Annotated in this window: 11 protein-coding genes; all 11 read left to right on the top strand. The window is 44.9% G+C overall.

Going from position 1 to position 14,987, the window contains the following annotated elements:
- Positions 1-7: 7 nt before the first annotated feature.
- Positions 8-1,027, top strand: coding sequence for a response regulator transcription factor (locus A8708_RS04640; RefSeq protein WP_068662348.1), 1,020 nt, complete (start codon positions 8-10; stop codon positions 1,025-1,027).
- Positions 1,024-2,853 (top strand): sensor histidine kinase, encoded by a 1,830-nt coding sequence (locus tag A8708_RS04635; RefSeq protein WP_068662347.1) that lies wholly within the window; start codon positions 1,024-1,026, stop codon positions 2,851-2,853. Before A8708_RS04640 ends, A8708_RS04635 begins: the two co-directional genes overlap by 4 nt.
- Positions 2,854-2,864: 11 nt before the next feature.
- Positions 2,865-5,153 carry a glycoside hydrolase family 95 protein gene (locus tag A8708_RS04630; RefSeq protein ID WP_082927273.1) on the top strand — a complete coding sequence of 763 codons (2,289 nt, stop codon included), beginning with the start codon at positions 2,865-2,867 and terminating at the stop codon, positions 5,151-5,153.
- 177 nt (positions 5,154-5,330) lie between these two features.
- A complete protein-coding gene (locus tag A8708_RS04625; RefSeq protein ID WP_068662345.1) occupies positions 5,331-7,226 on the top strand; it encodes a PrkA family serine protein kinase in 1,896 nt (631 codons plus the stop codon).
- 146 nt (positions 7,227-7,372) lie between these two features.
- Positions 7,373-7,594, top strand: coding sequence for a hypothetical protein (locus A8708_RS04620; protein WP_068662344.1), 222 nt, complete (start codon positions 7,373-7,375; stop codon positions 7,592-7,594).
- A complete protein-coding gene (locus tag A8708_RS04615; protein WP_068662343.1) occupies positions 7,566-7,889 on the top strand; it encodes a hypothetical protein in 324 nt (107 codons plus the stop codon). The genes A8708_RS04620 and A8708_RS04615 overlap by 29 nt, the downstream gene beginning before the upstream one ends.
- 443 nt (positions 7,890-8,332) lie before the next feature.
- Positions 8,333-9,103: a tyrosine-protein phosphatase gene (locus tag A8708_RS04610; protein WP_068662342.1), complete on the top strand. Its 771-nt coding sequence runs from the start codon at positions 8,333-8,335 to the stop codon at positions 9,101-9,103.
- 36 nt (positions 9,104-9,139) lie between these two features.
- Entirely contained in the window at positions 9,140-11,551 is a 2,412-nt protein-coding gene (locus tag A8708_RS04605) for an S-layer homology domain-containing protein (RefSeq protein WP_068662341.1), read from the top strand.
- 123 nt (positions 11,552-11,674) lie between these two features.
- The gene (locus A8708_RS04600) at positions 11,675-12,433 is read left to right on the top strand and encodes a YveK family protein (protein ID WP_068662340.1); all 759 of its coding nucleotides are present in this window, start codon (positions 11,675-11,677) and stop codon (positions 12,431-12,433) included.
- On the top strand, positions 12,414-13,103 hold the full coding sequence (locus A8708_RS04595; RefSeq protein ID WP_068662339.1) for a CpsD/CapB family tyrosine-protein kinase: 690 nt from the start codon (positions 12,414-12,416) through the stop codon (positions 13,101-13,103). Before A8708_RS04600 ends, A8708_RS04595 begins: the two co-directional genes overlap by 20 nt.
- 25 nt (positions 13,104-13,128) lie before the next feature.
- Positions 13,129-14,949 (top strand): polysaccharide biosynthesis protein, encoded by a 1,821-nt coding sequence (locus A8708_RS04590; protein ID WP_461824334.1) that lies wholly within the window; start codon positions 13,129-13,131, stop codon positions 14,947-14,949.
- Positions 14,950-14,987: the final 38 nt, after the last annotated feature.

Raw genomic sequence — 14,987 nt, 5'->3', positions numbered from 1 at the left:
GCTGGGTATGCATGTATTAATCGTAGATGATGAACCTGTTATACGCAGAGGGCTGGTCAAGATGGCGGAATTGTACAACCCTTCTTTTACCAAGATTCAAACAGCCGAGAATGGCGAAGCAGCATTGGCCAGCATCAAGGCCCTCGAGCCAGATCTGGTACTGACGGACATTCGCATGCCGAAAATGGACGGACTGGAGCTGTGCCGCATTCTGCACCGGGACTATCCGCACATTAAGGTGGTCGTTATTTCCGGCTACAACGATTTTGATTACGCGCAGAAAAGCATGAACTATGGCGTTCGGTACTATTTGCTCAAACCGGCGACCAAATCAGATGTGCATGCGATGATTGATCAATTGATCAAAAAAACGTCACAAAACTACTTGCCTCCGTCCCGCTTCATTGAATGGATGGATGAGCTGGAACAGCGCGTCTGGGGGCTGCAAAGCGAAGAGTTAAAGAGCCTAATGCACCGCTGGAGAGAACATTGCCTGTCGACCGAGTTAACCTTAGCCCAGCTGAAAGAGCTGTTGGACGATTGTCATATGGTACTTGTAAAGCGGTTACAAGCACGCAATTACTCTCCGACCGTGCTGCCGAATTATTTGCAGGCGGACCGTACGGAGGATGCGCTCGATAGCTTTGAGCAAGGGATTCAGGAGATGGTGAAGGGGCTTCAGACAGCGCGGAGCGGCATCTACAAAGATCCGTTGGAGGAAGCCAAGGTGTATATCGACACCCATCTCTCGGAGGACATCTCGCTGGATGATGTGGCGGCCATGGTGGGCTTGACTCCGACATATTTCAGCTCTCTTTTTAAAAAACTAACCCAAGAAACGTTCGTCCATTACCGCATTAATAAACGCATGGAGAAAGCGAAAGAAATGCTCATGATACCTCATATCCGCATCGTGGATGTGGCTGCTGAGGTCGGATACGACGATTATCCGCATTTTACGAAAACGTTCAAAAAAGTAGTAGGTCAATCGCCATCCGAATTCCGAGCAGGCTTGGGGATAAAATGAGAATCCAGGGGCTAACGAAGAAAATCGTTGTCTATTTTTTGATTGTCATTATTTTTTCCTTGAGCAGTGTTGGTGTGATCACCTACATGACAACCTCCAGCGAGTTGGATGAAATGGTTGAAAATCAGATGAACCAGATTGTCGGCAACGCAGTTCACCATACCGATTTATATTTATTAGATTATGAACGCACAATCGTCTCACTGCTGACAAACCGCCAGATCATGGAATTTATTGATATGCCGGTCAACCGCGAGGAGTACGATTTCTATATGTTTCGCAGCAATATCCGCAATTTCAGCGTAGAACCCTTGTTTATACGAAATCCGAAGTTGACGGCGATTTATTTGATCAGCGATAAGCTGAATGCGCTTTATTACTATAACGGCGTGAATGAGCAGTCTTTTCAGAAAAACGATATTCAAAAGCAACGGGACTATTTTCTTGCCAACACAAGGGCTGACGGAAGTCTGACGATGTTGAACCATACGATTATTGAGGGGCAAGAAAATCAAATGCTTACGGTGGTGCGCCGCATCCGCGGGTTTACCTCCCCCGATTTGAACGGACTCCTCGCCATCGAGATGAGATCTGCCGACCTATCGGCGCTCTGGAAAGGGATTGATTTGGGCAAGTATGGCTACATGTTCATTCTCGATGGTCGAGGGAATTACGTGTATCACCCGGAGAGCAGCAAAGTCGGGAAGCGTGCGCCGGCGACTTTTATACAAAGGCTCGAAGCATCGGGTACGCACTCGTTCGTGGATGATTTTGAAGGGGACGAGCGATTGTATGTGAGCCGTACGTCCGATTACTCGGGCTGGCAGTTGATCGTCTCCATGCCTTTGAGCGAGCTGCGCAAGCCGATTATGAACATCCGCACGACGACAATTGTTGTGGGGATTCTGACCCTGATTCTTGCAATGCTCTTGGCGTTCCGGTTCGGCAGGTCGCTGGCGAAGCCGATTCAGACGCTCAAGTCTGGCATGCGGGAGACGGAGAAGGGGAACTGGGCGATGATCCCGCTGCCTCCGCACCGGGACGAAATCGTAGAATTGATGGTTCGGTACAATGTGATGGTGACAAGGCTATCCGAAGCCGTTGACCGCGTGGTGCAGGTTGAAATCAGCAACTCTGAGATTCGAATGGAACGTCAGAAAGCGGAGTATCAATCCCTGCAGCTGCAGATCAATCCACATTTTATGTACAACACACTCGAGACCATTGTTTGCTATGCCACGATTCAAGAATCAGAAGAGATATCTGAAATTGTGAAGGCATTGGCGTACATGCTGCGTTACTCGGTTCAAACGAATCTCGAGGAGATTACCGTTGCTAACGAATTGAAGCATGTTTTGTATTATATTGTTGTTCTGAAGCACAGAATCGGCCGTGATTTCGAGATTGATGTAGCAATAAAACCGGAGTATCTGCTTCATGTCATGGTTCGTTTGACCCTCCAGCCTTTAGTCGAAAATGTGTTTCAACATGCCTTTCCTGACGGGTTGGAAGATTATCACTTCGTTCGCATTGACGGAGGCGTTATTGACGGGATTTTCTGGATCAGTGTTGAGGATAATGGATCAGGGATGACGGAGGCCAAATTAACGCAGCTCCAAGCGAAATTGAATGCAAATCGGTTGGCGGATACAGATGAAGCAGGCAAAAAGGGTGGCATAGGTGTGCTGAACGTCCATCGCCGTATTCAAATGGTCTATGGAGAGAGCTATGGACTCAAGATTGAAAGCGTGGCTGAGCAAGGGACCAAAATGATCATGGTGATGCCTGCATCGCCTAAACAGAGTGATAAGCCAAATGTTGGATAGGGGGCGTATTCTTGAACAATCGTGAGAAACTGTGGTATCTGCAGCCTGCTAAGTTGTGGGTGGAGGCGCTTCCGATCGGAAACGGTCGGTTAGGCGGGATGATTTTCGGTCACGTACAGGAGGAACGCATTCAGTTAAATGAAGATTCCATCTGGTACGGAGGTCCTAAGGATGGGATTAATCCCGATGGTTCCCGTCATTTGGAGGGAATTCGGGAGATGCTTTTTGAAGGGAAGGTGGAGGAGGCCACGCGATTAACGCGAATGGCTCTTTTCTCCACGCCAAAATATTATAATCCGTATCAACCTTTGGGAGACCTGAGGCTTTATTTTCATGACCAAAAGGGTGAAGTAGAAGCGTATCGGCGAGAGTTGGATGTCAAGAATGCCATAGCTCGGACGAGCTATAAGGTAGGTGGAATTACCTATCGTCGTACGATGTATGCCAGTTACCCTGATCAAGTGATTGTTATCCGACTGGCATGTGATCAACCAGGGCAGCTGAACTTCTCGGCGAATCTGAATCGCAGACCCTACGAGGGAGAATCAGGCAGGTTATCTGCTGACAGCATCTGGATGGGCGGCGAATGTGGGAAGCACGGTGTCGAATATGCCTGTGTGCTGAAAGCAAAAGCTGAGGGCGGCACTGTCTCTGTCATTGGTGACTTCTTGTCTGTAGAAGGGGCCAGTTCCGTGACGTTGCTGCTTGCTGCAGCGAGTACCTTTCGTGAGTCGAACCCATTAGCTGCCTGTCAGCTGCATATCGCGGCCGCAGAGCAGTTTAATTCGGAAGAACTAGAGCACCGGCATATTCAGGATTATCAGCGTTTGTTCAATCGGGTGAGTCTGCAACTCACTGAGCATGACCCGTTAGACGCCTTGCCTACGGATCAACGGCTGAAGCTGCTGCAAGAATCACATGCGCATGTGGATGTTGGATTGATGGAGCTGTACTTTCACTTCGGGCGGTATTTGCTAATCGCGAGCTCCCGTCCTGGCTGCTTGCCGGCGAACCTGCAGGGAATCTGGAATGACAGTTTTACACCGCCTTGGGAGTCCAAATACACAATCAATATCAATACGCAAATGAACTATTGGCCAGCTGAAGTATGTGGACTATCCGAGTGTCACCAGCCCTTATTTGATCATATTGAACGCATGCAAGTGAGTGGTCGGCAAACCGCAAGAGAGCTATATGGCTGCTCTGGTTTCGTCGCCCATCACAACACGAATATTTGGGGAGAAACAAGACCAGAGGGTTTATTTCCGACTTGCGTCATATGGCCGATGGGAGCGGCTTGGTTAAGTCTACATCTGTGGGAGCAGTTTCTGTTTACGGCGGATAAGGATTTCTTACGGGGGAGAGCATACCCGATCTTGAAGGAAGCCGCGGCTTTCTTCGTAGATTATTTGGTGGAGGCGCCGAATGGACTGCTTGTGACAGGTCCCTCGGTCTCACCCGAGAATGTATACCTATTAACGGATGGGACTAGAGGGGCATTGACGATGGGGCCGGCTATGGATTCACAGATAATCCATGCCCTGTTCACGGCATGTATCCAGAGCTGTGAGCAGCTTCAAGTGGATGCGGAGTTCCGGGATCAGCTCGCTGCGCTGCTAGCGCGGCTGCCTAAGCCTCAGATCGGCAAACACGGGCAGATCATGGAATGGTTAGAGGACTATGCGGAGGAAGATCCAGGGCATCGTCATATTTCACAGTTGTTTGCGCTGCATCCTGGCACACAAATCAGCCCTCATCGCACGCCGGAATTAGCCATGGCTGCTGCTGCGACCCTAGAGCGCCGGTTGGCACACGGAGGCGGGCATACGGGCTGGAGCAGCGCCTGGATCGTTAATATGTACGCAAGACTTGAGGATGGCGAACAGTCGCATGCGCACTTGAGTCATATGCTGCGCAAGTCAACATATCCCAACCTTTTTGATGCCCATCCTCCTTTTCAAATAGACGGTAATTTCGGGGCTACGGCTGGTATCGTGGAGATGCTGCTGCAGTCACATGCGGATGAGCTAAGTTTGCTCCCTGCTCTGCCGTCTGCGTGGTCACAAGGGGCTGTGAGCGGCTTGAGAGGTCGTAATGGGTATGTGATTGATCTTAGGTGGTCCGAAGGCCGATTATCGGAAGCAGTTATACATGCTGCGTGTTCTGGCACTTGTAGAGTACGCACGGGCGAAGCTGTTCAGGTGCGTTGTGACGGAGAAGACATACGGGTGGACAGAGATCATACGGTTATAGAATTTCAAGTTGAAGCGGGCTCCACGTATCACATTTTCAGAAAATAGGGAACGTTGACTGTGATTCCTAGTCATTTCCATTTTCATAAATCGATCTGAGAGAATTCCGTGACAATTAAAAATTTCGGGCAAGTTATCCCTCATGGGTGCATAGGATTGTAGTACACAATTCACCATCACGAGCTGACCTATTGCCATTAAAGGCAGCAGTGAAAGGAGGTACCCATGGACATATTCAAAAGAATTTCAGAGCATCGTACGGAGAAGGATTCATTGAGCTGGACCGGTACGTTCGCGGAGTACATAGAATTGCTTCGCAGTAATCCTGGACTCGCAAGAACTGCGCATTCGAGGGTCTATGACATGATTGCTTCGCAAGGTATCAACGATCAAGTTGGCCACAAATCCTACAAATTTTTCAACCAAGAGATCTTTGGCCTGGATCGTGCCGTTGAGAAGCTAGTGGAAGAATATTTCCACTCCGCTGCCCGTCGATTGGATGTTCGCAAACGTATTTTGTTGCTAATGGGTCCTGTAAGCGGTGGGAAATCCACAATCGTGACCATGCTGAAACGTGGGTTAGAGCAGTTTGCCAAAACAGATCTAGGGGCTGTCTACGCGATCAAAGGGTGTCCGATGCATGAAGAACCGCTACATTTAATTCCGATGGAGTTGCGACCAGAGATTGAGCGCGAGTTAAATGTGAAAATTGAAGGCAGCTTATGCCCATCGTGCCAAATGCGATTGAAAACGGAGTACAACGGTTGTATTGAAGATGTGCATGTGGAGCGTGTTTTTGTTTCCGAGGAAGGCCGGGTAGGGATTGGTACGTTCAGTCCTTCAGACCCCAAATCGCAGGATATCGCAGACTTAACGGGAAGCATTGACTTTTCAACGATTACAGAGTTCGGTTCAGAGTCAGATCCGCGGGCGTATCGCTTCGATGGGGAGCTGAATAAGGCGAATAGGGGGATCATGGAGTTCCAGGAAATGCTGAAGTGTGATGAGAAATTCCTCTGGAATCTACTCTCACTTACACAAGAGGGGAATTTCAAAGCGGGTCGCTTCGCCCTAATTAGTGCCGACGAGTTGATTATCGCCCATACGAATGAAACCGAGTATAAGTCCTTTATCGCGAATAAGAAAAATGAGGCCTTACAGTCTCGTATGATTGTTATGCCGATCCCTTATAATCTGCGTGTATCCGATGAAGAGAAAATTTACTACAAACTTATCGGACAGAGTGATATGTCACACATCCATATTGCACCCCATGCGCTGCGTGTGGCCGCAATCTTCTCGATTCTGACGCGTTTGAAGGAAACGAAGAAGCAAGGGATGGATTTGATCAAGAAAATGCGCATGTACGACGGGGAAGTTGTCGAGGGTTACAAAGAGGCAGATCTGAAGGAAATGCAGAATGAGTATCAAGAAGAAGGCATGAGCGGCATTGATCCGCGGTATGTTATTAACCGAATTTCAAGCGCCTTGATCCGTCAGGATCTTCAATGTATCAATGCCCTAGATGTGCTGCGAGCTTTGAAAGACGGGCTGGATCAGCATCCATCCATTACGAAGGATGAGCGGGAGCGATTCCTCAATTTCATCTCGGTTGCCCGTAAGGAATACGACGATATTGCCAAGAAAGAAGTGCAGAAAGCGTTCGTCTACTCCTTCGAGGAGTCGGCTAGAACTATTTTCGACAACTACTTGGATAATATTGAAGCGTACTGCAATTGGGGTAAAATCAAGGATCCGCTGACTGGCGAGGAAATGGATCCAGATGAGCGCCTCATGCGTTCAATTGAAGAGCAGATTGGCATCTCGGAGAATGCGAAGAAAGCGTTCCGCGAAGAAATATTGATCCGCATCTCCTCGTACTCACGCAAGGGCAGAAGATTCGAATATAACAGTCACGAACGGCTGCGCGAGGCGATTGAGAAGAAACTATTCACTGATCTGAAGGACATCGTGAAGATTACGACCTCTACGAAAACACCAGACGAGAAGCAATTGAAGAAAATTAATGATGTGACGAAGCAGCTCATCGATGAGCACGGATATTGCCCGGTTTGCGCGAATGAATTACTCCGATATGTAGGAAGCTTATTGAATAGATAGGCGAAAGACTTGAAGCCAAAGACCTGAGAGGGTGACGACCCCTTAGGTCTTTTTGCTGTGCAAAGGATGCTGATTGTTGCCTAACACGAAATCTAGTAATCTCTCATATACTACTTTAGCTTCATATAAGGGAGGTGTAGAAGATTATGGCAGGAAACTCAATGAAAATAACAGGCGCGTATATTTTATTCGTAGTCAGCTTTCTAGCTATCATCTTGACCTTGGAGATGAAGCTTTTATCACCTTTGGGGGGGATTTTCATTGCAGGTGTAAGCTTCACTGGTGCTGTTCTGATGTGGAAGGATGCAGTCGAGTCATTACAAGGAGTTGGCACGGAACATGTCAACCGAGCCAAAGCCGATCGCTGATAAACAAGAGGATATAGACAACACCCCCCAGAAGTCGAAGTCTGAATCAGGAAAGTGGAGCGATCTATTTGGTTTCGGCAAGATGATGGACAAACTCCCACTTCACAAGCTCTCTGCAAGAATGGCTTACTGCATGTTTTTCGATTTACTCTTATTGTTTTTTGTTCTTATTTTACGTGCGACGGATACCAAAATGAATGATTTTCCGAATGCATGGGATTTCAGACTAATCGTACTCACGACCATTGTTGTTTTCTTCGTAGGCCTGTGCGATATGATGAAAATGAAGAAATAATTGCGATGAAATCCGTATTCGAAGCCTCTTTTGTAAAAAAAATTTAAAGAGGCTTATTTTTTGTTAGTAACATTTCGGGGGAATTGTAAACTATAGTTTACAGAAAATTCAGCATTTTACACAACGGTGAATAATGTCGAAAAATAAAGGTAGTTTGTAGAACTTTGTCGAATCAAATGGGAAAATAGGATATTTTAGTCTATTCTAGCAGTTCGTAAGAGAATCCGCATAAATTGCGCATAAAATTCGGAACTATTACAAAGGCGAAAATTTCATAAATATTCCATAAAATTCGTAATTTTTGGTACTTGGTACCTAGTCCGTAAGGTAGGCAACACATCGTATATATGATACACTTTGTGTACGAGATATACGAGAAAAATGATTATTATCCAAATTTTTTGTCGAAATCATCCTGTTTGTTTTCGTGATTGGGGTTTCCTATGATTGACATACATAGTCATATTCTGCCAGATTTAGATGATGGGGCATCTGATCTGGAACAAGCCGTTCTCATGGCAAGGGCAGCCGTGGAACAAGGAATACATACAGTAATTGCTACTCCCCATCATGAAAATGGTAGATTCACCAACGATGCAACTTTAGTTATAGAGCAAGTGAATTTGTTGCAAGCGGAGCTCAACAGGAGGGATATTCCTCTTCATATCCATCCTGGTCAAGAGATTCGCGTCTACCGAGAATTAATGGACGATCTAGAAGCGGGGCGCGCCATCACGTTAGATGGTTCACGCTACGTCCTTTTGGAATTCCCATCGGATCGCATCCCTTCGGGAATTGATGAGGTCTTGCACGAACTGCTGCTGCTGGATATCGTACCTATCATTGCACACCCGGAGCGCAATCGTGAGATTGCCCAGGATCCTACGAAGTTGCTCCAATTAGTGCAGTTAGGTGCTTTGAGTCAAGTGACAGCTCATTCCCTGCTCGGTCACTTCGGCAAGTCCATTGAATCACTGTCATTTGATTTATGCAGGAATCACTTAGCACATTTTATTTCGTCAGACGCACACAACACGACAAATCGTGGGTTTGCACTGGCCGAAGGCTATGAAGCTTTGCGTTCAGAACTAGGGCAAGGAATTGTGGTTTCTTTTCAAAACAATGCCAACAGGATCATACATAACCTATCGATTGAAACGCATTCCCCTGTTTGGTCGAAACCCAAGTGGTTTCAGTTTTGGAAATCTAAATAAAAGCAAGACAACTAATTTAAAGAGGTGAATTTTAGCATGACGATGAAAAAGAAATTAACGGTTACAACTTTGGCAGCGAGCATCATGTTTGCATCCATTGCTGGACTTCCATTGAGTGAGAAAGGTCTAGCTAACAAATTAGGGATTACGGCGGGTGTGGCTTCTGCTGCTACTGTTCAAGATCAACTGAATGCCCTGCGCACTGAACTTGCAAGAGATACACAAGGAATTGCAGATGTTAAGGCGACTAGAGATAATATCGCGGCACATACTTTTACAGATGTCGAGATGAAAGCAATTCTTGGGCCTGTATGGACGAAAGTTGCTGCGAAAGTGAATGCCAAGCACTTGACGGTTAATGTTAGCTCCGTATTTGCACTCTTTAATAGTCTGGACCTGTTCTATGATGGATCTGGCGCGGCTATAGAAGATTTGATTAATAATGAGGATGTTAGAACTGCAATTAATACTTTATTTGCCGCAGTTGATCTTCCGATCATTGGTCAAGTTGGCGGGTTGAGCAAACAAAGCATAGTTGAATTCCAAGATAAAGTCATTGAAGCTTTAAAGAACGAGTCCAATCAAACTACTCTAAAGTTAGGCGTGCTTGATGCGTTTGCGACGGAAAGTTTAGATCCAATAGTTGTTGCTATGAACACCGTAGTTAGAAATGACGTTTTAACGAAAGATCTACCTTTAAGTAATTTCTTGTCCTTATATGATATTGACCTTGAGGACCTTAATGAGATTCAAGAAAATGTTTCCAACTATTTTGAACTAAATAATCCTGCTCAGGGTGCACAAGCCAAATTAGCATCTAAAGCTGTTATTTCAGCTGGTTTGAGAAATGTACTTGCGGATAAAATCATTTATACACCAGGTGCATCTACTTCGATATCCGTCGCACCTGGCTCATTATCAGTACTCGGTGTACCAACAAGTAGTTTTATTGAATGGTCCCTTCACAGCGGAACAGGCGTGAAATACGAAGGTGGTAAGCTAGTTCTTGACGGTGGAAACTACGGAACTGGTATTATCCAAGCACGTGATTCTAAGTTCGGACTACTTCTATATATTTCACCTACGCTTACATTGTCGAAAACAGATGATACTGCTATAGGTGGTGGTGGTGGTTCAGTTAATACACCGGATCTAGAAGCAGCAAAAGAACTAAATGCTCTAAAAGGTCAGCTTGAAGGTGCATCAGAAGAAAAGAAACAAGAAATTTTCCGTAAAGCACAAGAAGCAGTAGCCAATGCCATTCGTGAACTAGCTACATTTGATCTGAACAAGTCGATTAAAGTTGAAGGCGACACGGCGAAACCAACGCTAAATGCGACTGAGCTAGCAGGCAAGATGAAAGATATTGCTGGAAAAGCGAAAGTGCTTAACGATCAATTGAAACAATTGAATCCTAATGCGACAGCGGAAAAGATTCAACTTACACTTGATTTCGGTTCAATCTCTGCCAAAACAACGGAAATCCCGTTAGGGAAAGCATTGTTGGATGCGGCCATTGCTAATGGTGTTGGCACAGTAGCGATTGCAATGAACGGTCTTTCACTTGGCGTGAATCCTAACGAATTTGGTGCTGATACTTCTCTTAAAGTAACTAGTCAAGATTCCAAAGTTGCAACAAGTGCAACACAATTGCCTGTAGCAGCTGGGGTTTACGAATTCGAATTTACATCTGGTGGCAAGAATATCAGTAACTTCAATACACCTGTTGAAGTGACGATTCCAGTTCCTAACGGCAGCAAATACGATACAGAATTGTTATCCCTAGCCAAAATCGTAGATGGCAAATTAGAATTCTACGGTGGCAGCTATGAGAATGGTGTTCTTAATGCACTACGTACAGGATTCTCCACCTATACAGTAGTTGAGAATAAAGTTGAATTCGGCGACACAGCTTCCGTTAAAGCATGGGCTGGCAGACAAATTCAAGTTGCCGCATCCAAAGGTATCCTAGAAGGTCGTGCAGATCAATCTTTCGTACCGAACGGACAAGTAACACGTGCAGAATTCGCGAAAATGATCGTCAAAACGTTCTCACTAGAAAGTGCAACAGCAACTGAGAACTTTACTGACGTCAATGATTCCGACTGGTTCAAAGTCTACGTGGCTTCTGCTGTTAAGAATGGTATCGTAAACGGGAAAGAAGAAGGCAAGTTTGACCCGAATGGCAACATTACACGTGCTGAAATGGCCGTAATGTCCGCTAGAGCACTTGCACTTAAAGGGATTTCATTGAGCCCAGCTAAGGTTGACGAAGCGCTCAAAGGATTCACGGATGTGAACGCAATTAACACATCATTGAAAGCTGGCGTTGCGCTTGCAGCAAATGAAGGCATTGTTATTGGTGAGGAAGGCAACGTATTTAATCCAAATGCGAATTCCACACGTGCTGAAGCCGCAGTTGTTATCTATCGTTTGTTGAATAAATAGAAACCGTATATTTCAGGAGGAATCCTCATCTCTACCAGATAGAGGGGGATTCCTTATCTTTTGTGTAAAATTGAAACCAACGACCAAGGTGAGACATGACATCATGTAGATGGAGGGAATGGCATGGAACTGGATTTAAAAGATTACTTGAAGATTATAAAGAAAAGGGTGTGGATGATACTTTCAATTGTTGTTCTGGCTACAGTAGCAACGGGGATTATCAGCTATTTCTTTATGCAACCCATCTATCAAGCATCCACCAAGTTAATTGTAAATAAATCAAATGATCAAATAGGCGTATCTCAAGTTGATATCAATACAGTGAATTTAAATATCAGACTCATTGACACGTATAAAGAAATTATTCGTACGCCAAGAATCATGGATAAGGTCGTTGCCGAATACCCACATTTGAAAATGACTGCTGAGCAGCTCGTCAAAACGGTAAAAGTGAGCTCAGTTAACAATACACAAGTTATGACGCTTATTGTAGAAGATCCTTCGTATGCACGTGCAGCGAGCATTGCCAATGCTGTGTCCATCGTATTCCAAGATGAAATCCCTAAGATTATGAAAGTCGATAATATTTCGTTGCTGAATGAGGCCAAAGATATAGAGAATCCGGTGCCTGTGAAGCCGAATAAAAAATTAAATGTAGCAATCGCCTTCGTCGTGTCCTTAATGATTGCACTAGGAATTGCCTTCCTATTGGAGCACTTTAACGATCAACTGACAACAGAAGAAGAAGTAGAGCAATTCCTCGGATTGCCAACACTAGCTATGATTACGAAGATGAAGCCGGAAGATTTCCAGAATCATCATAGCAAACAAATGAACGAACAAGTCGTGGGAGGACGATCGGATGTCAAACTCAACCAATAAAAGACCTATTATTACACATCAGAATCCCAAATCTCCCATTTCCGAATCATACAGAGCGTTAAGAACGAACATTCAATTCTCATCCATTGATGAGGAATTGCGAGTCATTATGGTGACGTCTGCTGGACCTGGCGAAGGTAAATCAACGACACTAATCAACCTAGCTGTAGCTTATGCACAGACAGATAAGAGAGTATTAGTCATTGATGGGGATCTTCGAAAACCAACCATGCACCATACTTTGCGCGTATCCAATCGTTGGGGACTTACCAACCTGCTAACGAATGAACTTACCATTCGCGAAGTGCTTCAAGACACATTCATTCCTAATTTGCAGATTATTACTTCGGGACCTATCCCACCTAACCCATCCGAGATTCTTGCTTCTAAGAAAATGACAAGCACGATTGAAGAATTGAAACAACGCTTTGATGTTATCCTGATCGACGCTCCACCCGCAATTGCTGTAACGGATTCGCAGATTATTTCTTCTCGCTCAGATGGTGTTATCTTGGTCGTGAATTCGGATCGGACGAAGAGAGAGGCCGTACTTAAAGCGAAGCAGAATCTAGATAATGTACGTGCGAGGATACTTGGCGTCGTCTTGAATAACGTAGATCGCAAAAATAAAGATGCTTACTATTACTATTATTATGGTGAAAGTCAATAAGATCACCTATGAGTGAGGGATTCCCGTGAAGTTAGGCAACAAACAGACAATACTTGTTATGCTCGATATGTTTCTGATTTGGTTAAGCATATTGATTGCCTATTTATTGAGGTTCGAATTGCATATTCCTGCGTCCTATATGAGACAGTGGGTGGAATATTCAGTGTTATCCATTGTTGTGGGATCTGCTTGTTTAATCTACTTCAAGATGTATCGACGCGTTTGGGAATATGCAAGCATAGGCGAAGTCATTTCCATTGTCAAAGCCGTCGTCGTTACCTGCACGCTATCTTATTTCATTATGATTTTGTTACATGAGCCAAGAGTCCCGTTCGCCATATTCATCAGGGTAATGGAGAACATGATTCTTATCATTGGAGCAAGTCGTTTTGTCTGGAGAGTGGTTAGAGATAAATACTACAAGAAGAAATCTAACCAACGGAAAGCGTTAATTATTGGGGCAGGTGCCTGCGGAATCTTAATTGCTAAAGAGTTGAAATATAATGCCAATTCCCCCGTTTATCCTGTTGCCTTCGTTGATGATGATCCAGCCAAGTTCAAGCATATAATCATGGGTGTCCCCGTTCTTGGTGACCGAAATACGATTATTCAAATCGTTGAATCCAGTGAAATTGACGAAATCATTATTGCAATACCATCCGTTTCCAAACTGGAAGTTTCTGAAATCATTGCAATTTGCAAACATACCAAAGCCAAAATGAAAATTATTCCTAGGATTAATGACTTGATCGAAGGCAAAGTCACAATTAATGCAATTCGCGATGTGCAGGTAGAGGATCTGCTTGGCCGTGACCCGATTAACGTTGATCTCGAGGGTATTGCGAATTATGTACAAGGTAAAGTCGTTCTCATCACAGGAGCAGGAGGGTCCATTGGCTCCGAATTGTGTCGGCAAATTGCACCTTTTCATCCCCATAAGTTAATTTTGTTAGGTCATGGTGAGAATAGTATTTATACTATCGAGAAAGAGATACATAGACTTTTCCCAACCTTACATATAGAAGCAGTGATTGCAGACGTTCAAGATATGGAACGAATGAAAGAAGTCTTCCAAACTTTTCAGCCAAAAGTTATTTTCCACGCAGCTGCTCATAAACACGTTCCCCTCATGGAACGCAATCCAGCAGAAGCTATTAAGAATAACGTTTTTGGAACCCGAAATGTTGCAGAATGTGCTCATCAATTTAACGCAGAAAGATTTGTACTCATCTCAACGGATAAAGCCGTCAATCCCACAAGCATCATGGGAGCTACAAAGCGGATTGCTGAACAAATCATTCAAAGTATGGATCTCGTCAGCCAAACCAAATTCGTAGCCGTGCGCTTCGGTAATGTACTAGGTAGTCGCGGTAGTGTAATCCCGCATTTCAAAGAACAGATCGCCTTAGGCGGTCCTGTAACCGTTACGCATCCTGAGATGGTGCGTTATTTCATGACTATTCCTGAAGCTGTTCAGCTAGTTATCCAAGCAGGTGCATTCGCCAAAGGCGGAGAGATCTTCGTCCTAGACATGGGTGAACCGGTCAAAATCGTTGATCTAGCTATTGATCTTATTCGTCTATCCGGTTTCGAACCAGAAGTCGACATTGAGATTCAATTCTCTGGCGTTCGTCCAGGAGAGAAGCTATATGAAGAGCTGCTGTTAAGTGAGGAAGGGCTAGGGAACACCTCCCATGACCGTATCTTCGTGGGAAGTCCCCTGAAGATTAGTCAGAGTGAATTAGCATTGAAAATTCTAAGATTAGAAAAAGTAATTGCTGATAAACATGGAACCGTCTATGAGGCTGTAAAGCATTTGGTGCCGAGTTTTAGTAATGTTGGTTAGAGGGATTTCGGTAGTAAGTTTGATATTACAAAAATTGT

The sequence above is a fragment of the Paenibacillus oryzisoli genome (assembly GCF_001653565.1).
In the GTDB taxonomy this organism is placed as follows: Bacteria; Bacillota; Bacilli; order Paenibacillales; family NBRC-103111; genus Paenibacillus_E; species Paenibacillus_E oryzisoli.
Note: the sequence above shows the minus strand (reverse complement) of the source record. Positions and strands in the feature narration are given on the sequence as shown.

What these genes read in the sequence shown, in the direction of transcription:
- A8708_RS04640 (WP_068662348.1), top strand. Translation starts at nt 8, where the DNA reads ATGCATGTATTAATCGTAGATGATGAACCTGTTATACGCAGAGGGCTG.
- A8708_RS04635 (WP_068662347.1), top strand. Translation starts at nt 1,024, where the DNA reads ATGAGAATCCAGGGGCTAACGAAGAAAATCGTTGTCTATTTTTTGATT.
- A8708_RS04625 (WP_068662345.1), top strand. Translation starts at nt 5,331, where the DNA reads ATGGACATATTCAAAAGAATTTCAGAGCATCGTACGGAGAAGGATTCA.
- A8708_RS04620 (WP_068662344.1), top strand. Translation starts at nt 7,373, where the DNA reads ATGGCAGGAAACTCAATGAAAATAACAGGCGCGTATATTTTATTCGTA.
- A8708_RS04615 (WP_068662343.1), top strand. Translation starts at nt 7,566, where the DNA reads ATGTCAACCGAGCCAAAGCCGATCGCTGATAAACAAGAGGATATAGAC.
- A8708_RS04610 (WP_068662342.1), top strand. Translation starts at nt 8,333, where the DNA reads ATGATTGACATACATAGTCATATTCTGCCAGATTTAGATGATGGGGCA.
- A8708_RS04605 (WP_068662341.1), top strand. Translation starts at nt 9,140, where the DNA reads ATGACGATGAAAAAGAAATTAACGGTTACAACTTTGGCAGCGAGCATC.
- A8708_RS04600 (WP_068662340.1), top strand. Translation starts at nt 11,675, where the DNA reads ATGGAACTGGATTTAAAAGATTACTTGAAGATTATAAAGAAAAGGGTG.
- A8708_RS04595 (WP_068662339.1), top strand. Translation starts at nt 12,414, where the DNA reads ATGTCAAACTCAACCAATAAAAGACCTATTATTACACATCAGAATCCC.